Annotated in this window: 21 protein-coding genes and 4 pseudogenes; 10 read left to right on the forward strand and 15 right to left on the reverse strand. The window is 48.0% G+C overall.

From position 1 onward, the window contains the following. Positions 1-108 precede the first annotated feature (108 nt). Positions 109-1,268: pseudogene (locus tag ACT3IC_RS23020) on the forward strand (IS30 family transposase). A 154-nt stretch (positions 1,269-1,422) separates the two neighbouring features. Here ACT3IC_RS23020 and nikR read toward each other — a convergent pair. From nikR to ACT3IC_RS23040, 4 genes and pseudogenes are all read right to left on the reverse strand, one after another. Continuing rightward, a pseudogene (gene nikR, locus ACT3IC_RS23025) lies at positions 1,423-1,656 on the reverse strand (nickel-responsive transcriptional regulator NikR); the annotation flags it as partial. Between the two features lie 185 nt (positions 1,657-1,841). Next, a complete protein-coding gene (gene zigA / locus ACT3IC_RS23030; protein ID WP_473479699.1) occupies positions 1,842-3,065 on the reverse strand; it encodes a zinc metallochaperone GTPase ZigA in 1,224 nt (407 codons plus the stop codon). 416 nt (positions 3,066-3,481) lie between these two features. After that, on the reverse strand, positions 3,482-3,712 hold the full coding sequence (locus ACT3IC_RS23035) for a hypothetical protein (protein WP_473479702.1): 231 nt from the start codon (positions 3,710-3,712) through the stop codon (positions 3,482-3,484). A 187-nt stretch (positions 3,713-3,899) separates the two neighbouring features. After that, positions 3,900-4,100 (reverse strand): annotated as a pseudogene (locus ACT3IC_RS23040) (ABC transporter permease subunit); the annotation flags it as partial. Between the two features lie 1,063 nt (positions 4,101-5,163). On the opposite strand from ACT3IC_RS23040, the gene ACT3IC_RS23045 reads away from it, so the two are divergent. Genes ACT3IC_RS23045 through ACT3IC_RS23055 form a run of 3 tightly spaced genes read left to right on the forward strand, consistent with a single transcriptional unit; the run spans position 5,164 to position 7,573 of the window. After that, complete coding sequence (locus ACT3IC_RS23045; protein ID WP_473479704.1) at positions 5,164-5,823, forward strand: metal ABC transporter ATP-binding protein; 660 nt, start codon at positions 5,164-5,166, stop codon at positions 5,821-5,823. Next, positions 5,820-6,695, forward strand: coding sequence for a metal ABC transporter permease (locus ACT3IC_RS23050; RefSeq protein WP_473479706.1), 876 nt, complete (start codon positions 5,820-5,822; stop codon positions 6,693-6,695). The genes ACT3IC_RS23045 and ACT3IC_RS23050 overlap by 4 nt, the downstream gene beginning before the upstream one ends. Further along, on the forward strand, positions 6,695-7,573 hold the full coding sequence (locus ACT3IC_RS23055) for a metal ABC transporter substrate-binding protein (protein ID WP_473479708.1): 879 nt from the start codon (positions 6,695-6,697) through the stop codon (positions 7,571-7,573). Before ACT3IC_RS23050 ends, ACT3IC_RS23055 begins: the two co-directional genes overlap by 1 nt. Positions 7,574-7,795: 222 nt before the next feature. Here the strand turns inward: ACT3IC_RS23055 and ACT3IC_RS23060 are convergent, their stop codons facing one another. The 5 genes from ACT3IC_RS23060 to ACT3IC_RS23080 form a co-directional block, all read right to left on the reverse strand. Beyond that, positions 7,796-8,311, reverse strand: a complete 516-nt coding sequence (locus ACT3IC_RS23060; RefSeq protein ID WP_473479710.1) for a hypothetical protein — start codon at positions 8,309-8,311, stop codon at positions 7,796-7,798. Between the two features lie 231 nt (positions 8,312-8,542). After that, positions 8,543-8,746 carry a hypothetical protein gene (locus ACT3IC_RS23065; protein WP_148569878.1) on the reverse strand — a complete coding sequence of 68 codons (204 nt, stop codon included), beginning with the start codon at positions 8,744-8,746 and terminating at the stop codon, positions 8,543-8,545. A 27-nt stretch (positions 8,747-8,773) separates the two neighbouring features. After that, the gene (locus ACT3IC_RS23070; protein ID WP_148569877.1) at positions 8,774-9,037 is read right to left on the reverse strand and encodes a hypothetical protein; all 264 of its coding nucleotides are present in this window, start codon (positions 9,035-9,037) and stop codon (positions 8,774-8,776) included. 12 nt (positions 9,038-9,049) lie between these two features. Beyond that, complete coding sequence (locus ACT3IC_RS23075) at positions 9,050-9,448, reverse strand: plasmid partitioning/stability family protein (protein ID WP_375148022.1); 399 nt, start codon at positions 9,446-9,448, stop codon at positions 9,050-9,052. A gap of 4 nt (positions 9,449-9,452) precedes the next feature. Beyond that, on the reverse strand, positions 9,453-10,409 hold the full coding sequence (locus ACT3IC_RS23080; protein WP_473479714.1) for a plasmid segregation protein ParM: 957 nt from the start codon (positions 10,407-10,409) through the stop codon (positions 9,453-9,455). 239 nt (positions 10,410-10,648) lie between these two features. Here ACT3IC_RS23080 and umuD point away from each other — a divergent pair, with 239 nt between their 5' ends. Together umuD and ACT3IC_RS23090 are read left to right on the forward strand one after the other, a co-directional pair. Continuing rightward, positions 10,649-11,080 (forward strand): translesion error-prone DNA polymerase V autoproteolytic subunit, encoded by a 432-nt coding sequence (gene umuD, locus ACT3IC_RS23085; protein WP_473479716.1) that lies wholly within the window; start codon positions 10,649-10,651, stop codon positions 11,078-11,080. After that, positions 11,080-12,351, forward strand: coding sequence for a Y-family DNA polymerase (locus ACT3IC_RS23090; RefSeq protein WP_473479717.1), 1,272 nt, complete (start codon positions 11,080-11,082; stop codon positions 12,349-12,351). The genes umuD and ACT3IC_RS23090 overlap by 1 nt, the downstream gene beginning before the upstream one ends. A gap of 344 nt (positions 12,352-12,695) precedes the next feature. On the opposite strand, the gene ACT3IC_RS23095 is transcribed toward ACT3IC_RS23090, so the two are convergent. From ACT3IC_RS23095 to ACT3IC_RS23105, 3 genes are all read right to left on the reverse strand, one after another. After that, positions 12,696-13,655, reverse strand: coding sequence for a ParB/RepB/Spo0J family plasmid partition protein (locus tag ACT3IC_RS23095; RefSeq protein ID WP_473479720.1), 960 nt, complete (start codon positions 13,653-13,655; stop codon positions 12,696-12,698). Next, a complete protein-coding gene (gene sopA, locus ACT3IC_RS23100; protein ID WP_473479722.1) occupies positions 13,655-14,821 on the reverse strand; it encodes a plasmid-partitioning protein SopA in 1,167 nt (388 codons plus the stop codon). Before sopA ends, ACT3IC_RS23095 begins: the two co-directional genes overlap by 1 nt. A 694-nt stretch (positions 14,822-15,515) precedes the next feature. Further along, positions 15,516-16,376: a RepB family plasmid replication initiator protein gene (locus ACT3IC_RS23105; protein ID WP_148569870.1), complete on the reverse strand. Its 861-nt coding sequence runs from the start codon at positions 16,374-16,376 to the stop codon at positions 15,516-15,518. 538 nt (positions 16,377-16,914) lie between these two features. On the opposite strand from ACT3IC_RS23105, the pseudogene ACT3IC_RS23110 reads away from it, so the two are divergent. Next, a pseudogene (locus ACT3IC_RS23110) lies at positions 16,915-18,035 on the forward strand (IS3 family transposase). A gap of 183 nt (positions 18,036-18,218) precedes the next feature. On the opposite strand, the gene ACT3IC_RS23115 reads toward ACT3IC_RS23110, so the two are convergent. Next, complete coding sequence (locus ACT3IC_RS23115; RefSeq protein WP_473479725.1) at positions 18,219-18,995, reverse strand: MipA/OmpV family protein; 777 nt, start codon at positions 18,993-18,995, stop codon at positions 18,219-18,221. Positions 18,996-19,098: 103 nt separating this feature from the next. Here ACT3IC_RS23115 and ACT3IC_RS23120 point away from each other — a divergent pair, with 103 nt between their 5' ends. The 3 genes from ACT3IC_RS23120 (at position 19,099) to ACT3IC_RS23130 (ending at position 21,210) form a co-directional block, all read left to right on the forward strand. Then, complete coding sequence (locus ACT3IC_RS23120; RefSeq protein ID WP_473479790.1) at positions 19,099-19,785, forward strand: response regulator; 687 nt, start codon at positions 19,099-19,101, stop codon at positions 19,783-19,785. Next, entirely contained in the window at positions 19,782-20,969 is a 1,188-nt protein-coding gene (locus ACT3IC_RS23125; RefSeq protein WP_473479727.1) for a sensor histidine kinase, read from the forward strand. Before ACT3IC_RS23120 ends, ACT3IC_RS23125 begins: the two co-directional genes overlap by 4 nt. Before the next feature lie 88 nt (positions 20,970-21,057). Then, positions 21,058-21,210, forward strand: a complete 153-nt coding sequence (locus ACT3IC_RS23130) for a hypothetical protein (protein ID WP_473479729.1) — start codon at positions 21,058-21,060, stop codon at positions 21,208-21,210. A gap of 23 nt (positions 21,211-21,233) precedes the next feature. Here the strand turns inward: ACT3IC_RS23130 and ACT3IC_RS23135 are convergent, their stop codons facing one another. Continuing rightward, a complete protein-coding gene (locus ACT3IC_RS23135; RefSeq protein WP_473479731.1) occupies positions 21,234-22,124 on the reverse strand; it encodes a GNAT family protein in 891 nt (296 codons plus the stop codon). A gap of 28 nt (positions 22,125-22,152) precedes the next feature. Further along, on the reverse strand, positions 22,153-23,571 hold the full coding sequence (locus tag ACT3IC_RS23140; RefSeq protein WP_473479734.1) for an efflux transporter outer membrane subunit: 1,419 nt from the start codon (positions 23,569-23,571) through the stop codon (positions 22,153-22,155). Between the last annotated feature and the right edge of the window lie 50 nt (positions 23,572-23,621).

Here is a 23,621-nt window from a genome sequence, read left to right on the forward strand (position 1 = left end):
ATGTCCGCTTTTCGCTCATAGCGGACCTGGGATCGCGAACAGTCCGCTTTGTGCTGTGAGTTCAATGGGTCGATGCAACGCTATCCTTAATCGATGGGGGACGTTGCCATGAAACGAAGAACGCGCATTTACTACACGCCAGAACAGAAAGCGATTATCTGGGACAGATATAAGCAAGGTGATTCCCTGCATGATATCGCAAGGATGTTCGACAGATATCATTCTTCTATCATGCCCACTATCCACCAGACTGGTGGATACCGTCCCCCTGTCCGAAAGCGACACCGATTAGCGCTTTCGCTAGACGAAAGAGAAGAGATATCCAGAGGGCTGGTAGCAAAACGCAGCATCAGGGACATCGCGGCCAAATTATCAAGAGCGCCCTCAACGATTAGCCGCGAGGTCAGTAGGCACGGTGGTGCAAAACAATACCGTGCAGCAAAAGCCGATGCTACTGCGTGGGAAAATGCCCTGAGACCAAAACCTTGCAAGCTAATTGAAAGCCCCGCATTGTGTAAAATCATTGCAGAGAAGATGCATCAGGACTGGTCGCCGGAACAGATCGCCGGTTGGCTGAAACGCTGTTATCCGGATAATCAGGAAATGCATGTGTCACACGAAACGATTTATAAAACGCTTTTTATACAACCCGGGGAGCATTAAAAAAAGAGCTGCAGCAATGCCTTAGAAGCGGAAGAGTCGTGCGTAGATCCAGAACGTCATCGCTTAAAGGGAAAGGATTAGGGTCAATACCGAACACGATACCTATCAGCGATAGGCCACCAGAGGCGGCTGACAGAGCCATCCCAGGTCACTGGGAAGGTGACTTGATTCAGGGCTCGAAAAACTCCTATATCATCACCCTCGTAGAACGTCATTCCCGTTTTGTTATGCTGGCGAAGATCAGAGACAACAAGAACATAACAGTTATATCTGCACTCATCAGACAGGCACGGGAATTACCTGCTGAGCTTTATAAAACATTAACTTGGGATCGTGGCGCTGAAATGACCAGCCACACACGATTTACTATAGCGACAGACATTCAGATTTATTTTTGTGATCCTCAATCTCCCTGGCAACGTGGCTCAAATGAAAATACGAACAGATTGCTCAGACAATATTTTCCAAAAGGAACTGACTTATCGGTTCACAGCCAGCAAAGACTTAACAGTGTTGCCAGACAGCTCAACGAAAGGCCGAGAAAAACGCTAGACTATGAATCACCCGCAGAACGGTTCAATAAGTGTGTTGCGTCCATCGGTTGAACTCACAGCCAGAAGCGGACATTCAGACCTTAGGATTCGTAAATTCCTTGAGAATCGGTCTTGGCGTTCCCGTTGACAGAAAATATCTGTAAGGCGATTTCATCCATAGGATCATTACTGCAAAATCTGAAGGTCATTTTATATCGGGTAAGCACTACAAATGGCCGTGGCGCACACCGCGTTGGGAGAGGACATCATCAGCAAAGTGCTGAACATCGCCCATATCACCCTTCAGTACGGTGATTTCCAGGCAGTCATCATGGTTGATGTGTACGTGCAGCGTGGAGACGGACAAATCGTGATGATGCTGCTGGGTGGATACAATCCGGCTGGCCAGATCGCGTTTCTCATGCTCATAGACATAAGACAGCACCGCAAATCCCAGGGTCGTCATCTCATTCAGCTTGGTAAGCTTTACTACGGTAAAGAAAAAGGGCAAGACTGATTTTAATGTCATGCCCTCCGGGACGTAGAAGCGTTTCTGTAATGTCATCCTGATCGCGCGTCGGTTTCACGTTGTACTGCTTGAGGCGATTATTTCGTTACGTCGCTCCTCTAAAGGGTTACTTCAGCTTAATCTTCAAACCAAGATTCAATAGGATCAGGATATTGAGACCAGAGATGTGGGCCTTCCGCCATCTCTTTATCGGTTAACAGCGCTGCACCCAGTTTTGCGCGCAGTACAGCTTCATTCATATCTATTCCGATAAAGACCAACTCCTGGCGGGCATCGCCAATGCCATCGACCCAGTTTGCCTCGATAAACTTCAGCGACTGTTCATCTTCCGGCCAGCGGTCTCTGGGCACGCTTACCCACCACATTCCGCCGAGCCCCTGTCTTGCTACTCCTCCCGCCTGTGACCAGCTCCCGGCGTATTCCGGGCGACTTGCCAGCCAGAAATAACCTTTCGATCTGACTACGCCGCCAAGTTCATTTTCCAAAAAATGGCAGAAGCGTGTGGGATGGAAAGGACGGCGGGCACGGAATACAAAACTCGTAATGCCATATTCCTCGGTTTCGGGTGTGTGCTCGCCACGCAGCTCTTTCAACCATCCAGGGGACTGAGCCGCTTTATCAAAATCGAAAAGTCCGGTATTCAGTACATCGTCAAGAGGAACCTGTCCGAACTGTGAAACAATAATTTTTGCCTGAGGATTGAGAGACACTAAAATAGCCTTCAGGTTCTCTCGCGCAATGTCGCTAATCAGGTCAACTTTATTGAGGATCAGCACATCACAGAATTCGATTTGATCAATCAGCAAGTCGACAACACTACGCTTATCTTCCTCTCCAAGTGACTCTCCCCGAGACTGAATGCTGTCCGTTGAGCCATAGTCTTTCATAAAATTATACGCATCGACAACTGTGACCATGGTATCTAGACGCGCAACAGCAGAGAGACATTTACCTTCATCATCGGCGAAGGTAAATGTCTCTGCGACAGGCAGAGGCTCAGAAATGCCGGTCGATTCAATGACCAATTGATCAAAGCGGCCCTCCTTCGCCAGCCGGTTTACCTCCAGCAGGAGGTCTTCACGCAAGGTGCAGCAGATGCATCCGTTACTCATTTCGACCAGTTTTTCATCCGTACGCGAAAGCTCTGCCCCGCCGTCTCTCACCAGCGCGGCGTCAATATTGACCTCTGACATATCATTGACGATAACGGCGACACGTCTGCCTTCCCGATTATTGAGTATGTGATTGAGCAGGGTCGTTTTCCCGGCCCCAAGGAAACCCGACAGTACAGTGACAGGTAAACGGGGATCTTCAATTACAGCGGCTTTCTTATATGACATTGTTAACATCTCCTACTGCGTTCTCTTTGCATCAATGCACAGGGGCAACGTGCGGTGTGTCTTGTTTCTGAATGGGCTGGACCTCATGCACCAGCCAGTACTGTGATGCCTGGCTCACTACTGTTATGTTATAACATAACGGTAGTGATGTTACTAATTCTCTGCATCAGCAATCTGCGCACTCCCTTGTGCAAAGCAGTTCAAATGACAGAAGGTATGCAGCGTGAAGATGTGTGAATGTAATGTGCGGAAAGCATTTAAGGCGAAAAGTCAGCCCGAATAGGGTTAAATAAAGGACTGCGGGGTAAAGTTGCGTGCAGGTGAAAGACGGCCGCAGGCCATCATACTCGTGACCTGTGGCACGTCAGGAGCGGATTCAGGGCCTGATGCTGATAAACCCAAGCCTGAAGAAGGAATCACAGGTTAGCGGCACGCAATGAGTTACAGAAAGCGCAGTGACAGCCAGCGATCGGAATGATCTTTGTTATGTCAGCATTAGCCACTTCAGAAGGAATAGCGTGTCCGTTGTTTGCGGCCGAACTGACGTTCGCCTTTTGCCCCGCAGGCACGGGTGATACATAAACAAATGCTGCTGCATGGAATGACGTGACCAGCAGCGTTGCCCCGACAATACTTAACACTTTCATTTTTGCCCCCTTGTTTAACTCAACGTTTCAATCAAACTTCGCCCGACGTTGGGCATCAGCATAATTTCGGTGAAAAAGTGTGCAGAGATTATTTCAAAATAATCTCGGGTTAATCCAGATAACAAAATCAGATATTTAAAGGTATTCGACGTAGTAGTTAGAGTGACAGCTACGTATTGAACACGCTTTATTTTTTTAGCCCCGATAGACAGGCCAGACTCACGCCCATCACCGACAAAACAGCAAGGGCGACTGCAGGAGCCAGAACGACCCAACAGGCGCGCTCCAGATAGGGCATTCCTTCCGTAAGCACCCTTCCCCACTCCGGCTCCGGCGGTAATGCGCCCAGCCCGAGAAAACCCAGTGAAGCTAAAGTCAGGGCGATCCCCGTGACCAGGGCAGAGTGGCCCGAAGAAATGCTGACGCTTTTCACATCAAGCACTGGTATTGAATAAGGAAGATTGTTGTACATGTCACTGCATATGCCACTTTAGATACGTGATAACATAACACTTGCTTGCATAATGTTGCAATATCGGAACTAAACGGCATATATCAACCCGGCAATACAACCGAATTTTTCACGGGTGGGTAGAAAAGCCTGGTCTCGAAGCTTCGCTTTACAGCACACATTCCTGGTGAAGAATAAAACCTTACTTGAGGTTGTCAGGGCTGCAACAGCAGTCCTGTGCCAGAAGGGGACGTTAAATTGATCTGACCACATCTCAAATCGCGGTCAAATGTTGATTAAAGGGGTTGGTTTTGCACCGTTTTTAGTTTAGCAATCTCTAACGTAATTTCAGGTAGCCTGCTCTCTGTCCGCTTAATCCTGATGGCTTAGAAGCATGGTGCAGAATGCGCTACCGCAACCTGTGACCGGAGAGGCATTACAGATTCCGGCGAGCGAGGCGCCTGAATGGCTGAGATTAAAACTGCTAAAAAAACTGACTTCAATCGTACTGAGTTGATTTGCGGAAATTACTGCCGCCGTAGAGAGTTCAGTTTGAATGCCTGCGCACTTAATGAGGTCACTGCCACGCATGCAACGATAATTTTATGAATTTTCATTTTAGTTATCCGTACGTACAACGATACAACAATGCTTCACTGTGGCCTGTCATCAATGTGTTATTCGCTCGTGGCAAACGTGAGTTTTGAATCATTGACGCTGTGACCCTCGGACATTAACTACCTTGTACAGACCACAGATAAAGTAAAACGAGACGCAACGGAAAAACGAATGAGGAATGTAACATTCCGTCACACATCCTCGTGCTGACTCTTCTTTACAATCAATGCCTGACTGATTTATCGTTATAATATAACATATCAATCAGGGGTCACATGCTTTCTTCAACGCTTTTTTCACTCTCTCTTCTCCTGCGACTGGGCGCGGGCATTCTCATTTTGAGCGTTTTATGGGTTGCCGTTCAGTGGGCGATCGCACTGCCATGATTGTTCTTCAGGCACTCAGCGTCGGTTATAACCATTCTCCCGTGACGCCCATCATCAGTGGACAAATTGTAGTCGGCAGCATGACCGCAATCGTCGGTGAAAATGGGTGCGGCAAATCGACGTTACTCAAAACCTTGGCCGGTTTCCTACCCCCGGTGAATGGCCGCATTATCTGGCCACACGGGCGTCCGGTCACAGGATGGCTTGCCCAGCGTAATACCCTTGAGTCCGACTTCCCGATAGTCGTTCAGGATGTAGTGAGCATGGGGCTTTGGCCGCGAGTGTCACTTTTCCGCAGTATGCGCCGCAGCGAGCGCTTGCGAATTGCGGCCGCACTTGAACGCGTGGGATTGCTGCATCTTGCAAAAAGCCCTGTAGAGACGCTTTCAGGTGGGCAGTTTCAGAGAATGCTCTTTGCCAGAGTCTGGTTACAGCAGGCGCCACTGGTCATGCTGGATGAACCCTTGACCGGGGTGGATGAAAACACCAGTCATGTCCTGATGTCATTGATCGAAGAAATGCATCAACGGGGCCAAACGATTCTGGCCGTACTACACGATGCCCCGAGGGTGCAGCGCTATTTTCCTTCCGTAATGCGTCTGGAAAGCGAGCGCTGCTACTGGCAATCGCAGGCGAACAGGGAGTGTGTGGCATGATGTTACATTTCCTAATTCAGCCTTTTATAGAATATGGTTTTATGCGTCGGGCGCTTGTGGCGTGCCTGGCGCTGTCGCTTAGTACGACCACTCTGGGCGTTTTCTTATTTCTCCGGCGAATGAGCCTGATGGGTGATGCGTTGTCACACGCTATTTTGCCCGGCGTTGCCATGGGCTATCTGCTCAGTGGCATGTCACTGTTTGCAATGGGTGCCGGAGGATTTATCGCCGGTATTGTTGTTGCACTGATAGCCGGATGGGTCAGCAGGCGAACGCCGCTTAAAGAAGATGCCAGCTTTGCCGGATTTTATCTTGGCTCGCTGGCGCTCGGTGTAACGCTGGTGTCGTTACGCGGATCCAGCGTGGACCTGCTGCATCTTCTCTTCGGCTCGATTCTGGCAGTCGATCAGACGTCCCTGATATTCGTCGCAGAGGTAGCGACACTGACCCTGCTTAGTCTGGCGATATGCTACCGGGGGCTGGTGAGCGAGGCGTTTGACAGTACGTGGCTTGAGGTCAATAAAAAGCGCCTGCCCACGCTGTTTCACACGCTGTTTCTGGGTCTTCTGGTTCTCAATCTGGTGGCGGGTTTTCAGGTTCTCGGCACGCTGATGGTTGTCGGTGTGATGATGCTGCCAGCGGTTGCAGCACGATGCTGGATGCAAACTTTACCTGGAATGCTACTGCTGGCAGGTGTGGTGGGTATCCTGTGCTCGTGGCTTGGACTCAGTGTTTCCTGGGCCATCGCATTACCCGCAGGGCCATCAATCGTGCTCTGCGCCAGTCTCTTTTTCTTTTTTTCTGTTTTATTTGGCGGGCGTAGCAGGCTGGCTGTCACTCTGTTACGCCCAGTTTTTGGTAAGGGGAAATAATGAAACGTACAGCACTTTTTCTGGCACTCAGTATGGGGTTCATGGCGCACAGCGTCAGCGCGAAAACCGTTAATGTGGTCACCAGCTTTTCTATTCTTGGCGATATGGTGCAACAAGTGGGAGGGAAGCATGTTAGCGTGAAAACGCTTGTCGGGCCTGACGGCGATCCGCATACCTTTGAGCCATCACCGCAGGATAGCGCCGCTATCGCCAACGCGGATGTTGTAGTGGTCAACGGCCTGGGGCTGGAAGGCTGGCTGGACAGGCTCATTAAGGCGTCAGGCTTCAAAGGCCAACTGGTCGTCGCCTCTGAGGGTGTTAAAACGTATACTATGGACGAAGATGGTGAAACCGTGGTTGATCCTCATGCCTGGAACAGCGCGGCGAATGGCGCACAGTATACACAGAACATCGTGAAGGGGCTTATCAATGCTGATCCTGAAGATAAGGAGGCATTAAGAAAATCCGGCGAGGACTATATTGCGCAGTTGAAAACACTTGATGACTGGGCGAAAAAACGTTTCAGTGGCATTCCTGAAACAAAACGCATTGTCCTGACCAGCCACGACGCGTTTGGTTACTTTAGCCGCGCATATAACGTTCGTTTCCTGGCGGCGCAGGGCCTTTCCTCTGAAAGCGAAGCCAGTGCAAAAGACGTTGCAGAGTTAATTGAACAGATTAAAGCGGATCATGTAACCATCTGGTTTATGGAAAATCAGCTAGACCCGCGTCTGGTTAAACAAATCGCCAGTGCAACCGGTGCGAAGCCTGGTGGTGAGTTATACCCTGAAGCGCTCTCTCCAAAAGGTGGCCCGGCGGATACTTATACGAAAGCGTTCAGACATAATGTTGATACCATCGCTGACAGTATGAAGTAACGATTTAAGTCGGGGATTACTCTGTGTGATGGCTGAACGGAGACGTGCCAGTACAGGTCTCCGTTCAAAATTATTATCTGTATCCCCGAGACGGATATCTCAATTTTGTTTCTACAGAGCTTGTCAAAGCTGATTTCAGAGGTCCGGGGAAAATATCAAATGTCCGCTTTATGCCAGTAGCAGAGTCTTAGAATTTTCAGAACAGTGAAGAAAGGGAAAAACTCATACCTCATTCATGTTGAGTATGCGGATATGATGCGCAGCTCCTGCAAAAATGACCGTACATCTGCCTTTGTATCGGGTATTCCCACAACCTCCCTGCAGATTATGTGCTCCCATAATACCGCAGCGGGAAAACAGAAAATCAATTAAGTCGCTGTTTTCACCTATTTTTCCGGAAATAACAGCCCATCGGGTTAGCAGGTGAGTTCCCCAGTTACGGTCCTCTGTTGGAAGTTCAAAGGCCAGTTCAACTGGCAGGGTGTCCCTCAAGCGTTCCAGGATTTTTGGCTGCGAAGAAAGAGAAGCATCCAGGTCTGCCACTGGCAAATGATCAGGGAATTCGCAGGTATAGACTCTGGGACTATGAACAGGAAGACGCGATATCATATGAGCGTGGTAATCGGCACCGTCAAAGTTATCAATAAACCAGAACGCCAATCCTGTACCTTCACCTGTACCAAAAAACTGGGGGTCAAAACTGTCAAATAACGCAAGTGAACCGTGATAAATTCTCACAATAGCTCCTGTCTGCTACCCGTAAATCAGATCTTTATTAATCTCGTTGATTACTGTTTTGACTCCTTTATGTATGCAGGAATCCGCAGCATAAGGCATTAATCAGAGAAATTTTTCTTGAGGTTAAATTGTGATTTACATCACAATTTAAAGCTCTATAATCGCCGAAAAAATGAGCATTTATTTGACGGCAGGGATGAGGTGTCTTCCTGCCGTTTTTTTATGCCGCTTTTATCGCGCGGGCGCTGCACCAATACGACGCAGCGCGTCCTGCACTTCATGTAATCCAAAAATATCATCCGGAGGCGGGGTTTTTCCGGCCAGCTGGCAGAACGTAAAGGCGGCATTGGATGCTGTTAACCGCTCGCGGTGCAGCGCCTGCAGGGCCACCACAACCAGCGTTCGGTCTTCATCTTTCAGTTCTTCGAGTCGCATACTGTTTCCTGTAGGTTGATGTTCATATCATGACCGTCCCTTTGCCGTTTTATTGTCAAAGGCCAGGATAACTCCGAGGCACATCAGACAGGCGTAGGCTATCTGCAGCACAATGGTCACCGGCAGGGGCATCGCATCGACGAGTAATAACGGGACGACCAACGCCACGCCCAGCAGGATCATACCCCTGCCGGTCTTTTTGACGAGGTCCGCCCACTGGTCCTCTGGAACGTTTCTGGCACGCAGAACATGGCAGATCATGCGTTCAGCATGGTGCTTTACGAGTGACATAATGGAGTTACCTTATTTATCCTTCGCGCCACCAAACATGGCCCGGGCATTGCTCAGGGTTTCATTGTCATCTTCCGGGGGCGCGGGCGGTGCACTGCCCTGCACTTTTGCTGGCGTCTGCGCTGCCGGTCGGCGGTTGCCGAACGCTTTCATTTCTTCCGGGAAAACCGCCTGCATAAGCAGAACCATCTCCTCGAACGTGGTCGATTCATTCAGCTGGGCTGCCAGCAGATGCGGCAGCCTTTCATCCTGTTTTCTCAGGGCAAAGCCGGACAGAAGCGCAGCACGCCAGACGTTCCCCCGCTCCCCCTGGGGCAGCCTGTCTGTTTCATCGCAGACGTAGCGCTCAGCAGCGTTGCTTTCGGGGTTCAGGTAAAACGTAATTTTTCTACGGGTGTCCGGTTTATCCATCTCATTAACCAATTGCGAACATGCCATTGACCAGGTCAAACTGGGGATCTTCGCTCAGGTAAAACCTGTCATCGCGCACCCCACAAAATTGTCTGACCGCACTGGCGATGAGTTCGGCACCGCCACCAATTACCATAACATGAGAATAACTTTCAAAGCTCTTCACGGCATCGATCACCCGGTTCACAAGACGGTGATGTGAATCGCGAAGCGCTTCCTGCACGACGGCCAGTCTGGAGGCATCGTTAATGCGCTGCCGCATAAAATTCTCGTCTTCGCGGTGGATGATGAGTTCATCAGCAAGATAGCTGCTGCCCCGCGTTCTGGCCACTGCCATCGCCGCCCTGACGTCCTGCGTCATCAGTGATACACCCAGGCCGGAGTCGCCAAAGATACGCGAAATCCCCCGCATTTTGGCCCTGACATGTGAAATATCGAGCGTGGTGCCTCCCAGGTCAACAATGAGCAGTGAGTCAAGGTCTTCCAGTTTGCTCACCACATCAAAGCCTGCCGGAATGGACTCAGGCATGACGCGCACACTGCGAACGGTGAAGGTCAGTCCGTCATTCAGGGTGACCGGCCGCATCAGGTTTTCCTCTTTGCGCCGGATATTCTCAGCGCAGGGTTGATTGTCACGGTTGTAATACTCCGCGAGCGGCAGCGTCACGACAATGTCGACCTCCCGGGGTTCAAGTCCGGTCTGCAGCAGCGCATGGTGGACGGCAATGACGTTCACATCACTGTACTGCCATGCAATGTTGGTCGTGACCAGCGCATCGGCGCTGATGGGATCGAAGGTGTAGTGCTCTCCATTGAGCGAATAGTTAAAAACGCGCTGGCCACCAAAGCAAACCGCCCACTCACGCTTGAAACTGTTCGGACTGATCGCCCGATGAACTTTTTCTCCGTCCTGCCACATCAGCTTAATGTTGGTTGATCCATCATCGATGAAAATTTTCATATAACCTCACGGTAATTTCAAATACAAAATTAGGTTTTTATTTGAGAAGTATAAGAGAACAATTTGGAATTTACACAGTGCGATGGGATTTATCAAGAATAATTTAGAGAAAAATTAGAGAACAATTAGGGTTGAATGTGGGACGTGTTAAAAAAGGGCATTCTGCGCTCGAAGTTGATCGCTTACGGTAAAAATACTACTGTATATAAAAACAGTATAATTAAGGTCGTGAGGGATACATGAAGTTACAGTTGCTTAGGCCGGGGAAAGAGATTCCGCCGCAAACGCACCCTTCTTTTTCAGATCTGGCCAGCTGCGGATTTCCCAGCCCTGCCCAGGATTACGTTGAGTCAGATCTGGATTTGCATGACTACTGCATTCGTCATCCGAGTGCGACCTACTATCTGCGCGCGAGCGGCGACAGCATGTCAGATGGTAGCCTGTTTAACGGGGATCTTCTGGTCGTCGACTGCGCGGAAAAACCTCAGCACGGCGATATTGTTGTGGCCAGCCTGCAGGGTGAATTTACCGTTAAGCGCCTGCTGCTGAGGCCGAGACTGATTCTGCAGCCTATGAACGCCGGCTGGGCACCTATCTACCCCGACCCCAATGAGCTGGAAATTTTTGGCGTGGTGACCCACATCATCCACCGGACACGGGAGATGTACTGATGTTTGCCCTCGCTGATGTGAACAGCTTCTACGCCAGCTGTGAGCGGGTATTTCGCCCAGACCTGAAGGGTAAGCCTGTTGTGGTGCTCAGCAATAACGACGGCTGCGTAATCGCCCGCAGCGCGGAGAGTAAAAAATACGTACGTATGGGTACCCCATGGTTCCAGATGAAAAACGAATGCTATCCTGAGAAAATTTACGCGTTCTCGAGTAATTACGAGCTTTACGCTTCAATGTCGGCCCGCGTAATGAGCTGTGTCGAGGAACTGGCACCTCCCGTAGAACAATACTCAATTGATGAAATGTTATTATATATCAATGGCATACATAAATATAATAACCTGGAAGATTTCGGTCGGCAACTGCGTGGGCACGTTTATGACTGCACCCGGCTGACGATCGGCGTCGGTATGGGTCCCACTAAAACGCTGGCCAAATCTGCTCAGTGGGCCTCAAAGGAATGGAAACAGTTCAGGGGCGTACTGGCCCTGACCCCGGGTAATCCGGCCAGAACGCGGAAATTGCTCTCCCTGCAGCCTGTGGAAGAGATCTGGGGCGTCGGCAACCGTATTGCGAAAAAGCTGCATGTTCTGGGAATCAGGACGGCGCTGGATCTGGCTCTGACGAACCCGACCTTTGTGCGTAAAAATTTCTCTGTTGTGCTGGAAAGAACGGTACGTGAGCTGAACGGTGAGAGCTGTATAGCCCTCGAGGAAGCCCCTCCCACCAAACAGCAGATTGTCTGCAGTCGCAGTTTTGGCGAGAAAATCACGAAAGCGGATTCGCTCCGCCAGGCCATTTGCCAGTATGCGGAACGGGCGGCGGAGAAGCTCCGGGGGGAACACCAGTTCTGCCGGCATATTTCTGTCTTTATCAAAACGTCTCCGTTCACCGTTAAAGAGCCTTACTACGGCAACGTGGCCACGGAGAAACTGCTTACGCCCACTCAGGATACCCGGGACATCATTGCGGCCGCCACAACGGCGCTGGAGCGTATCTGGAAGGATGGCCACCGGTATGCCAAAGCCGGTGTGATGCTGAATGACTTCACAAGTTCCGGCGTGTCGCAGCTGCAGCTGTTCGACGAACGTCCGCCCCGACCTCATAGCGCAGAACTGATGAAGGTTCTCGATGGTATTAATCATTCTGGCCTGGGCCATGTCTGGTTTGCCGGACGAGGCATTGCACCATCCTGGCAAATGAAACGCGATATGCTGTCCCCTGCGTATACCACTCGCTGGAAAGATATCCCTATAGCGAGGATTAGTTAAAACCTGCTTTTCAGAAAGAGCCAGTAGTGCTCGCCGCAGCCGAACGACAGGGCGAAGCCCGCGAGTGAGCGAGGAAGCACCAAAGAGACGAACTAACAAACATTAATTACGCGCCTTAGCTAGAAAGTACCCCTACAAAGGCTTGACTGACTATAGGTTGGTACCACGATCCCAGTTGAGTGGTTAGGACCACAGTCCCAGTTGAGTGGTTGGGACCACGGTCCCAGTTGAGTAGTTGGGACCACGGTCCCAGTTGAGTAGTTGGGACCACGGTCCCAGTGAATGATTGTGACCACGGTCATGAGGATCGTAAATTAGAAGGATAGTTATGAATAATTACTTTTTTACTTAATAGCCAAATGCTCAAGCATTTCTTCAAACTTCCCAATGTCTTTTTCTGAAAGCTTAGAGCGATCTAGGCTAATGATTAATTTATTGCCTTTATACTGCGCTGATGCTCCCGGAATGAAAACGCGCTTTTCAGGGGTCTGATTTAATTTTTTGCTGGGATCTTTTAGTAAGGATGTAAGAAAATGGATTATTTCATCAGCCTCAAGTACCACACCTGCCTTTCTTTTTTCTGAAAGTTCGTAAGCCCCTTCGAGTAAACGAGCCTCGTTCTCAGCAAAAATTTTCTGTAAATTTTCACCAGCTCTGGCAGAAAGCTCGCCTGGATGAGAGAAAAGGGCGATGACATCTCTTGGTAACTTAGAGGAACTGATGCATCTGGTTATGATTTTCCTTGAAATATTTTCAGCGTCAGCCAGAGCAGAAATATTCCCATTAAATTCATTTTCTAATCGCTGAGAATATCGCTTACCTCTTTCATAAGCACTTGTCGGTCTATAATCGTTTCCAAGCTTGCATAAAGCATCCATCTGTTCGTCATCAAGGGCACCGACGAGTATGCGATACTCAGTTGATGTAAGAATGGCAGACATGCGACGGCGGCTACCATCGGCAACCTCTATATGTCCCTCGACCTTACGACCAAAAGCCGGATTTTGTTGGCCAGTTAGTAAGAACGATGGTATGAGATCGTCCAATGCCTCCTCTGTTAAAAATGCCTGATCACGTTCATTACCAGCCCAGACCTTTGTAGAGTTTGCTACATCTACACCTGGTATAGTTTCAAGAACAAATTTTACATCTCGGCCACACACGGGAAGGGTAATATTATTACCTTTTGCCATAGCGCCCACTCGAGCAATGAGCGTATCAACCATAGGAGCAGCTGGAGCTGTTGCAGTAGTTGCAGGAGCGACTGAAGGATTAGATTTAGGAATAATAGGTGCACGTTTCATTAACGGATCTCCCAACGTGGTTTAATGAGACGATCAAATATTTCATTACAAACTGGCTCCCAAATTGCGAGTGCATTCCTCCATGCTCCAGTAGAAGAACGCTGATCTATGGCTTGTTCGAACACTGTTCTCATTCGGATCTGTCCTTTACCCACTTCATCCGTTTCACGTACTACGTTCTTAAGAACCATGCTTCCCCATGCATCCCTAATTTGCTCTTCCATCCAGGGCGACTGGGAACCATTATTATTGTTATATTTAGTAAGCAAGATTCTGACATCTGGCTCGAAGCCCTTGAGGTCCACGTTCTTCAGCAGATCCCTGAGCATGTCGAAAAACTGAAGAGCAGAGGTATAGTCAAAGAGTTCAGCGGGAGTAGGGACTAACAATACGTCAGCAGCACAAACAACGTTGATTGTGCCGATACCAAGGTTAGGAGCACTATCAATGACAACCACATCATAATCATGCGCAACCGTTTCGATGGCTAGTCTTAGCATCATATGAGGGTCTGTCGGCAGCTTACCATCGTCGTAACGCCCCATAAGCTCAGTTTCAATACGATGCAATGCGAGACACGAAGGAATAATATCCAGACCAGGCCAGCAGGTTGGTTTTATGGCATATAAAGCATCATCTCGTTCACCGAGATAGAAGGGGAGGAGCGTATCTTCAGAGTGAATATGTAAATCGGGAACCCAACCGTGATACATCGATGCCGTACCTTGCGGATCGTTACCTTCAACTAACAGTACACGAAGTCCTTTCAAAGCCAGATCCTGAGCAAGATGAACGGAGACAGATGTTTTATAAACCCCACCTTTGTGAGCTGCAACACCAATAACCGGAGGCAGGCTTTCATCAGGACGACGGAGACGCGTACCAAACACATCTCGCATATGATTTATTTGCTCAATGGTATAGCCAACGCGCTGCTCTACGCGCCCTCGTAATTCCATATCTGGATGAGGCAATCGCCCTGCTTTTTCAGCATCACGAATAGCCTGGGATGACACACCGATCAGATCGGCAGCTTCACCAACTCGCCACCGCCGGGTGATTTTTCTTGCTTCAGGGCTATCATCATTAAATTGAGCGATTGCAATGGCTTTCGTCATTTCATGGCCAGCGGCAATGCATTGGTTTAGCGTATCCATTAATCCCATTAGAAGTTCCTTTAAATTAACTTTGCATCATTCTATTTAATCTTGAGAAAACAAGCAAAGCAACACAAAACATGCAAACCAACTGGAAAAGTGCAAAGCACCTCAAATTTTGCAAAGTTGATAACTTATTAACAGCATCCTTCAAAAGAATGAGGTGAATACGATGGTTTTACGATCAGGGGGCAATAGTTAACCATCCACCCCCTCAAAAGACAGGGCATCTTTGGTACGTTCAGATTAGCCTTTTCATAAGTTCGACATACGATGTATCAAATAATTAGCACTCACTGCCTTAAAAAGACGAGGTATCCCGGGGGTCAATTGTTAAGTCCCATTTCTTGGTATGCATCAGACCAGATGTGAGATATTTTTCTGATCACTTATACGTACCGAGAAGCGCGTTCTGTGAACGCCTTAATCATAAAGGTGGGTCATAGCATGCATAAGGTGTGTTGTAACACGCTATGAAAAAAGATCGTTAAAAGATCTCAAAAAGGTGGGTTGGAACATGATAAAGGTGGGCAGCGATATGAAAAAGGTGTGTCACAGCATGTAGAGATATCCCAGCAGCTCAAAAATCAGCCTAATAATAATACGCTTAGATGCAACAGTGCCACGAAACCATGTTATGACACACCTAAAATCATGGTGCGACCCGCCAATTCTGAATATCCTGCATAATGCGACCCACCTTCTATGATGCCAATTCTTTAAGTTTTTTGTTTCGTTTATGAATCAGCACCGTTAGAGTTCGCCCATCTTTCACAATAGAATATTCAATGTAGCCAATATCTTGTAGTTGCTTAAGTGCAGCCTTGATCAGCCGGTTCTGCTCCTTTACTGGAGAGGTCAGATTTAAACGCTCGATGATGCGATCAAACCGGATTGGGGCAGGGTTATCAGGCAGACTGGCGATATAGGTATAGAGCGTCTGAGCAACCTCTTTACCTTTAAGCATATGATAAGGACGTTTGCGCAGAAGGATGTTGTAGTCGATCTGATACAGCTCATGCAAACGCTCATCGGCTTGAAGCGTGATCGTATCGGATTCTCTGGTGTACTTACCGCTCTTAAGAAGCTGAGTGAAAAATTTATCTCCAGTTTTCTTGCTGTTAAACTGAACTGTCTTGGTACCGATCCTGGTAAGTGCATCGAAGATGGTGTCACGCAGGCGCTTGTTAAACTGACGAGAGTCGTACTGACACAACGCGGCGAACTCAGTGAAAGGCAGCTCGATAGTGTTCGATTTCAAACCGTATTTACTGAAGGCACCAATAATGCCCATCCAGACACTAAAGTCCGTTGATATGTTAAGTCGCTCACCAAAGATCCTGACTTCGTCATAACCTTCCTTACGGGCGAATTCAAGCTGAGAAAATGACGAAGAAACATCAATACCGGACTTCTGGCCCTTGGGTATTGCTCTGCTGCCAGGAACAAAGACACCCAGGCGCAGTAGAATAGCTGGTTGAACTGAAGAATTACTTGTGACTGTTAATTGATGTACCTCTCCTTCATTTGTTATTTGAGAAGGGATAAAATTGTTATCAGTCATAGAGTTATGCCACTAAAGTAGGAATCCATTCAAGGTTATCCACAAAGAGTGGATAGTTCGGTATTTCACATGCTACGACACACCATTTTGCATGTTATGACACACCATGAGCATGATGTCACCCACTTTGATCATGGTATGGCACACTAATTACATGTTGCGACACACTTATTGCATAATGTGACACACCCAAATCTTCTGCATGCCTTGTCTGGCGTGGCCTGTAGCGATCTGGGATCTGTTTGGAACTGTATGGATCCATTTAGGATCTTCAATAGGATCGTATTATTGGATCTAGCTATGTATATGTTGATAACTTTTTAAAATTAGAGAAGATGAAATAGAATAGATAGCATCTTGCCACTAACAGTCTTCACTTTGCAGATAGACATAAATTACATGTTATGACCCACTATATAGAAATGTGGGCTACAAATAATTGGCTTGGCTCAATCACGATGACCTGCTGACCTGCACCCCGTTGATTAATACACCGCGATGTTAGTAATGCCTTCATAAGCCACATGAGGACATCCCCATGAAGAAGCGTTTTTCCGACGAACAGATCGTCAGTATCCTCCGCGAGGCTGAAGCCGGGGTTTCTGCCCGTGAGCTCTGCCGTAAGCACGCCATTTCCGACGCCACCTTTTATACCTAGCGTAAGAAGTATGGCGGCATGGAGGTTCCCGAGGTTAAGCGCCTGAAGTCGCTTGAGGAAGAGAACGCCAGACTCAGGAAGCTGCTTGCCGAAGCCATGCTGGATAAGGAGGCACTTCAGGTGGCACTGGGGCGAAAGTACTGACGACAGACCAGAAGCGGGAAGCCGTTGAGTTTATGTGTGATGCGACCGGTCTGTCGCAACGTCGTGCCTGCAGGCTTACAGGTTTGTCCCTGTCGACCTGCCGCTATGAGGCTCAGCGTCCGGCGGCTGATGCGCATTTATCAGGGCGCATCACTGAGCTGGCACTGGAGCGCAGGCGTTCTGGCTACCGCCGCATCTGGCAGTTACTGCGCCGTGAAGGCCTTCATGTTAATCACAAGCGCGTGTACCGCCTTTATGATCTGAGCGGGCTGGGCGTAAAACGCAGGCGACGTCGCAAAGGGCTGGCAACAGAACGTCTGCCGCTGCTCCGCCCGGCGGCGCCCAACCTGACCTGGTCGATGGATTTTGTCATGGACGCACTGGCCACCGGTCGCAGGATCAAGTGCCTGACCTGTGTGGACGACTTCACGAAGGAGTGTCTGACAATTATCATCGCATTCGGCATTTCAGGCGTTCAGGTCACGCGAATTCTGGACAGCATTGCACTGTTCCGGGGCTATCCGGCGACGATAAGGACTGACCAGGGGCCGGAGTTCACCTGCCGCGCACTGGATCAATGGGCTTTTGAGCAGGGTGTTGAGTTGCGCTTAATCCAGCCGGGCGAGCCAACGCAGAACGGATTTATTGAGAGCTTTAACGGACGATTTCGCGATGAATGTCTGAATGAGCACTGGTTCAGCGATATCGTTCATGCAAGGAGAATCATTAATAACTGGCGGCAGGATTATAACGAGTGTCGTCCACATTCAGCACTGAATTATCAGACGCCATCAGAGTTTGCTGCACGGTGGCGGAATGGAAAATGTGAAGGTAAACAAACTGTCATTACTAACTGACGGTTGTATCTAATACTGGGGGCAGGTCAGTTGTGTCTATTTTTTATAACACCTCCTGTTTGTGTGAATATAACTTATAGTTAAGATACAAACTACAAACTACAAACTACAAACTACAAACTACAAACTACAACACCCGCCAATGTATAGCAGATGTTGTTTCCATGTGTTACGGTGTGACTATCAAAATGTATAAAATGCACCAATAGTGAAAGCCAGATAGTCATCTTTTTTTACGATGGGGCTTTTGCTTACGCGGTTAGCCAGTGTTGTGTAACGCAGGTCTGCATAGCCAGACCAGTTATCATCAAATGTGTGTTGCCATTTGATACCGTAATCGACACTTGTTAACCCCGAGTCGGAGTTAAAATGTTTAAATCCTGTATTAGCGCTTTGATTTTCGTTCACTCCGAACCAGATATTATTGTATCGTGAATCACCATAATTTCGAATAATACTTACGGTAAGTGTGTCGCTGACATCATTAAATAACACAACATTGAGGCCAATATTATACAGAACTCCCTGACTTTCAGTCAGGGGGGCAATAATATTGCTTTCAAAACCAATTCCTGGTGTCATCCACCAACCCAACGTTGTCGTTGAGTTCAGTGCTGTTTTTATTTTACCCATTCCTTTGAGATGTCTGGAACCATCCTGTAGCCAGTAACCGTCATCATCCTTCCGACCCCATGTATATCCTAGTGCCTGTTCCAGGTAAAAACCATTATCAAAGAAATATGTAAATCCTGCTCCTTTTTCTGAACTTAGAAACCATGTGCCGTCAGTCCATTCAAAATAAGGCACTACCGTAGATTTATATTTATTGGACCCCATATATTGAGGAGCATATTTAGCTCCTATGCCAACGGATACCTCAGATTTATGAACATCAGAAGAGGCGTAGGTTGCAAGCGGCATTGACAATATTACCGCCAGTAACGTATTTAATTCCTTCATAAAACTCCCGGAATGAATTATGCTTCTTTACAGGCTAGGAAGTATGTCGACAAATAATCAAGAACCCTGCAAGGGTTTATCAAGGTTTAATCAAGGTGCTTATGTGAAACGTGTCTTAATCATTGAAGACGATCTGGATGCTGCGAATGTACTTGAGGCATATCTAAAAAGAGATCAGTTCCATACCTCGATTGCCAGTGACGGGCAACGCGGTCTGGATCTGGTCTTCAGCTGGAAGCCCGATATCATTCTCCTTGATGTTATGTTGCCATCTATGAGTGGTACTGATGTCCTGCTTGGGATACGACGGCGCAGCGATATTCCAGTGATCATGATCACCGCTATCAGTGACGGGGCGGATAAAATCAGTGCGCTTCGTTACGGTGCCGATGATTATGTTGTTAAACCTTATAATCCTGGAGAAGTCGTCGCACGCGTTCATGCTGTCCTGCGTCGTTATGCCGGGCAACGTAGCGGAGATGTCCTCCAGTTCAGAAATATAAAAGCCGATATGGACTCCATGATAGTCGTCGTGGAAAAAGAAGGCGGCCCCCCTCAGTCACTTGAGCTGACCCCGACAGAACTGGCTCTCCTGATGACGTTCCTGAAGTCGCCATCTAAAGCCTTTACACGCCAGGCGTTACTCGAAGCCTGCCTTCCGGAAAGCGATGCTCTTGAGAGGGTGGTTGATACGCATATCTATAATTTGCGTAAAAAGCTCGAAGCTGCGGGTCAGCCTGATCTTCTTATTAATGTCAGGGGCATAGGTTACAGGTTTGCTAACTCATGAACATAAAATTTCGTATTCAGAAAAGTGAAAATAGTTCTCTGTGGAACTGGATATGCCGCAAGGTTATTTCGCTGGCAGTAGGCAGCATAATCCTGATTTCTTTCTGCATGTGGCTGCGCTTTTACATTGATAACAAGTGGCACGAGTACAGGATGCCAGTTGAGGTCAGGGCAGAGCTTACTGAGTTAATTAAAAATCCCGAACTGAATATTAATCGCTATCACGCGATCATTGATCGATGGTATGGCGTGGATTACTGGCAGCCAGGAATAGGCATCACTGACTGGCTAATTTTGGCTGTGCTCATCCTTATCGTCATGCCCATCATTTTCACACTGATGCTGAGAACAGCACGCCCTTTGTCGAAGCAAATAAGCGCACTTGCTAATGCAGCTAAATCTGTCGCTCAGGGTAGTTTCGGCGCAAATGTAAAAATCCCGGATAATCTTCCTCTGGAATTACGTAGTCTCAGCGAAAATTTTAATGGGATGTCGATGCAGCTTGAGCGTTATGAAAAGGATCTTAAAAAATCACATGTGGCCATGGCTCATGAACTTCGTTCTCCGTTGACCGCAGCAACAGGAAGACTCCAGGGTATAATTGATGGTGTATTTGAGCCCAGCGAAACCCAGCTGAAAATGGTCATGCAGCAACTTAATGAACTAAACCGGCTGGTTGAAGACCTGCATTTGTTGAAACTTGCTGATGCCGGGCAGTTAAATCTGAGTATGATCCCCGTCGGCCTTAATGAGATTGTCAGGGAAAAAATTGCATGGATTACACCTTCAGCAGAGAAGGCTGGCGTATCCATCAGACATAATCAGAACATGATGTTGAGCGGAATAGCAGACCCCTATCGTTTAGGGCAGGTTTTCCTGATACTGATGGATAATGCATTACGCTATGCAGCTGATGGTGGCGTACTTGATATCAGTTACGATGCCACCCCGGGAACCGTTTCGGTTATTTTCAGGGACAAGGGGCCTGCCGTTCCGGATGAACTGCTTGAAGATATTTTCACACCATTTGTACGCGAAGAGGTTTCACGCTCCAGGCATTCCGGAGGCTCTGGTCTGGGACTCTCTATTGCCCGTGCGATATGTGAAGCGCATGGAGGACAACTGACGGTTGCGAAAAATAAAAAAGGTGGACTTACCTTCAGTGTATCGTTGAGAAAAACTTAATATTTTTGTCTGTTGATGATCCCTTTACACTAGGTCAACAGAATCTTGATAATCCGCTGGTTAAATATTTGGTAAACGGGAGTTTACCATGTTGGCATTCCTTGAATGCGTCAGTGCGGCAGTTCATGAAATTGATGGGCAAAACGCCTGTATAATATCAGGCGCAATTTTTGGATTTTTAATTGAGCTAGTAATCGTTGCTTTCTGGGAGGCAAAATCGAACCGTGTCAAAAGAAAATAAACCGGCAGATGAGTTATTACCACTTAAAGGCTGATAACTTTCCCTGTCCTCGCAGTGTCGGCCCACCTTAATTTATATTCCCAGTCTTTCTCATAAAGTCCTATTGAAAACACCATTTCTTTATCCTGCGTGATGCACAAGTCACGCGCATCTGAAATATTGGCCCACATTAACATACTGCCCGGGCTGAATTCTGAATATTTAGGGTCAATACCACCATTTGGTACGTCAAAATACACCATGCTATCACTGTTCGCACTGAGTACCAAATCAATAGCGCAAGGCGAATTTGCATAAAACAATACGTTACCGAAAATCAGATGCGGCACGGCGGATAGCAACTCTTCAATCTTTTCTTCCTCATAGCAGCGAACAGAATCAGCAAACCGCAGCTTGAAAAGACGCACATACAGACTGGCTATCTCTTTAGGTGACATATCTGACAAACGATAACATTTCCCCCCCATGCCCATAAACTTCCTTAATTCTCCGTTTCGCTTCTTGATGGTTTTACCTGAAAATGAAGTTTTAACCCGGCATATACTGCGCTTCGTTCTATAGAAAAATGCAGAATTAAGAATGTTATTACGGTGGTGTGATGACAGACGGTTTGTCTTATCTGGGAGCCAGATTTTTTGATCTGTCGATACAGGTAGCATGACTTCATCGAAGGAAACTGGATAATCCCGCCATACATTCAAACCCACTACATTACTATCAACAACGAAATAGGCAGCGACAATCTCACCGTTTCTACAATATTGCCAGAATGAAAATCCTCGCTGACCTTTCCTCATAAAGAATTCAACAATATCAGGATGCATATTAACGCTGCCACCAAACCTCTGGTATGTTTCAGCGTAAACGTCATAGCTACAGGGTTTCCACCCTGATATTAAATGTTTAAGACCCATGATAATAACCTGATGTAAATATTAATAGTTAAATTGAATTATCGCCGCCCAGGATGGTAAATACTTTCACCCCCTGGATAAGGTATTTAAGATGGGCATTAGCATATTGCTTACGAACAGCAAGTAGCTCATTGTTTTTTTCCAGAAGAGTTGCGTTGCTTATTTGACCGGCGTTCCGCGTTGCTTCAGCCATTCGGTATTGTTCTTTGACAGTATCCAGGATACCAGATGTCTGGATGGTTTGCTTTTTGAGGGATGCCTGACCTGCAAGCGCATCAGATGCATCCCTGAACGCCTGTTGTATGGCTTTCTGATAATTGACGATCTCAATTTTCTTATTCAGCTCGGCCAGGCTGAGATTGGCCTGGTTCTTACCCCCGTCAAAAATGGGAAGATAGAGCGAGGGAACAAAGCTCCAGTTAGCAGTGCCACCCGAAAGCAATTTACCCAAATCAGCCGTGGATGATCCACCTTCAGCGGTGACAGAAATCGACGGGAAAAATGCCGCTCTTGCCGCGCCTATACTGGCATTGGCAGCTTTCAGCTGGAACTCAGCGGCAATAATATCGGGACGTTTGAGCAGAACCTCTGATGGCATTCCTGCTTTTACTAACGGAAAAGCCCAGTCATGCTCAGGTGACACATCCAGCAGAGAGGCAGGTAGCGGGTTACCGACAAGCAACTGAAGCGAGTTTAAATCCTGTTGCGCCTGCAACTCTGCCTGATTCAGTTCTGACTGTGCGTCGTTTACCGCGCTATCAGCATCCATAACAGCATTTTTAGTCATGTCTCCGGCATTAAAGGCTTGCAGTTGCATATGCCGGAGCTGCCGGACATTGTCCAGCTTCTGACGGGCAATACTGATGTTTTCCTGGTCGGTGATATAGATCAGGTAGGCACTGACCACCTGCTCAATGAGGCTGATCTTCAGGGCTCTTGATGAGGCTCCTGCTGCAAAGTATTCATTGAGGGATGCTTCCCTGAGGCTTTGCAAACGCCCCCAGAAGTCCATCTCCCAGGAAGCTGAGACCAGTTTAACGTCGTATTGATGATACGTTACCGAGCCGGTATCAACGGTATCAAAGATCCCTGCAGGTTCATGAGCAGCGGTTGTTTCTGCGGTCAGGCTGACTGCTGGCATCCAGGAGAGTCTTTCAACCCCGTACTGCACACCTGATTTTTTCAGATTCAGAGCGGAGAGTTCGAGATCCTTGTTGTTCTCAATGGTCAGTTTTATCAGTTGCTGCAGCTTACTGTCTTTGAAAAAAGGCCCGTTTACTGCCGATTTATGCACACCTCCCACAAATGTGTCTTTATAAGACCAGACTAATGGCACGGAGGCTTCCGGTCTCTGATATTGCGGCACCATTGTGCAGGCTGAAAGTAGCAAAGAGGTCATCATCGCAATGGCTGACACACGAAGTTTTATTGATACCGGAAACAACATTTTTACTCCCGTTGCCTGTTAAGTTTTTGCAGACCTCCAGGTGCGCCCGC

The sequence above is a fragment of the Leclercia sp. GHBNCSD genome (assembly GCF_055805075.1).

Bases quoted from the DNA above. Each gene is read 5' to 3' on its own strand.
- ACT3IC_RS23090 (WP_473479717.1), top strand. From the start codon at position 11,080: ATGTTTGCCCTCGCTGATGTGAACAGCTTCTACGCCAGCTGTGAGCGG.
- ACT3IC_RS23065 (WP_148569878.1), bottom strand. From the start codon at position 8,746: ATGCGACTCGAAGAACTGAAAGATGAAGACCGAACGCTGGTTGTGGTG.
- ACT3IC_RS23105 (WP_148569870.1), bottom strand. From the start codon at position 16,376: ATGACTGATAACAATTTTATCCCTTCTCAAATAACAAATGAAGGAGAG.
- ACT3IC_RS23125 (WP_473479727.1), top strand. From the start codon at position 19,782: ATGAACATAAAATTTCGTATTCAGAAAAGTGAAAATAGTTCTCTGTGG.
- ACT3IC_RS23070 (WP_148569877.1), bottom strand. From the start codon at position 9,037: ATGTCACTCGTAAAGCACCATGCTGAACGCATGATCTGCCATGTTCTG.
- umuD (WP_473479716.1), top strand. From the start codon at position 10,649: ATGAAGTTACAGTTGCTTAGGCCGGGGAAAGAGATTCCGCCGCAAACG.
- ACT3IC_RS23075 (WP_375148022.1), bottom strand. From the start codon at position 9,448: ATGGATAAACCGGACACCCGTAGAAAAATTACGTTTTACCTGAACCCC.
- ACT3IC_RS23115 (WP_473479725.1), bottom strand. From the start codon at position 18,995: ATGAAGGAATTAAATACGTTACTGGCGGTAATATTGTCAATGCCGCTT.
- ACT3IC_RS23050 (WP_473479706.1), top strand. From the start codon at position 5,820: ATGATGTTACATTTCCTAATTCAGCCTTTTATAGAATATGGTTTTATG.
- ACT3IC_RS23140 (WP_473479734.1), bottom strand. From the start codon at position 23,571: ATGTTGTTTCCGGTATCAATAAAACTTCGTGTGTCAGCCATTGCGATG.
- ACT3IC_RS23035 (WP_473479702.1), bottom strand. From the start codon at position 3,712: ATGAAAGTGTTAAGTATTGTCGGGGCAACGCTGCTGGTCACGTCATTC.
- ACT3IC_RS23055 (WP_473479708.1), top strand. From the start codon at position 6,695: ATGAAACGTACAGCACTTTTTCTGGCACTCAGTATGGGGTTCATGGCG.
- ACT3IC_RS23095 (WP_473479720.1), bottom strand. From the start codon at position 13,655: ATGAAACGTGCACCTATTATTCCTAAATCTAATCCTTCAGTCGCTCCT.
- sopA (WP_473479722.1), bottom strand. From the start codon at position 14,821: ATGGGATTAATGGATACGCTAAACCAATGCATTGCCGCTGGCCATGAA.
- ACT3IC_RS23045 (WP_473479704.1), top strand. From the start codon at position 5,164: ATGATTGTTCTTCAGGCACTCAGCGTCGGTTATAACCATTCTCCCGTG.
- ACT3IC_RS23130 (WP_473479729.1), top strand. From the start codon at position 21,058: ATGTTGGCATTCCTTGAATGCGTCAGTGCGGCAGTTCATGAAATTGAT.
- ACT3IC_RS23080 (WP_473479714.1), bottom strand. From the start codon at position 10,409: ATGAAAATTTTCATCGATGATGGATCAACCAACATTAAGCTGATGTGG.
- ACT3IC_RS23135 (WP_473479731.1), bottom strand. From the start codon at position 22,124: ATGGGTCTTAAACATTTAATATCAGGGTGGAAACCCTGTAGCTATGAC.
- zigA (WP_473479699.1), bottom strand. From the start codon at position 3,065: ATGTCATATAAGAAAGCCGCTGTAATTGAAGATCCCCGTTTACCTGTC.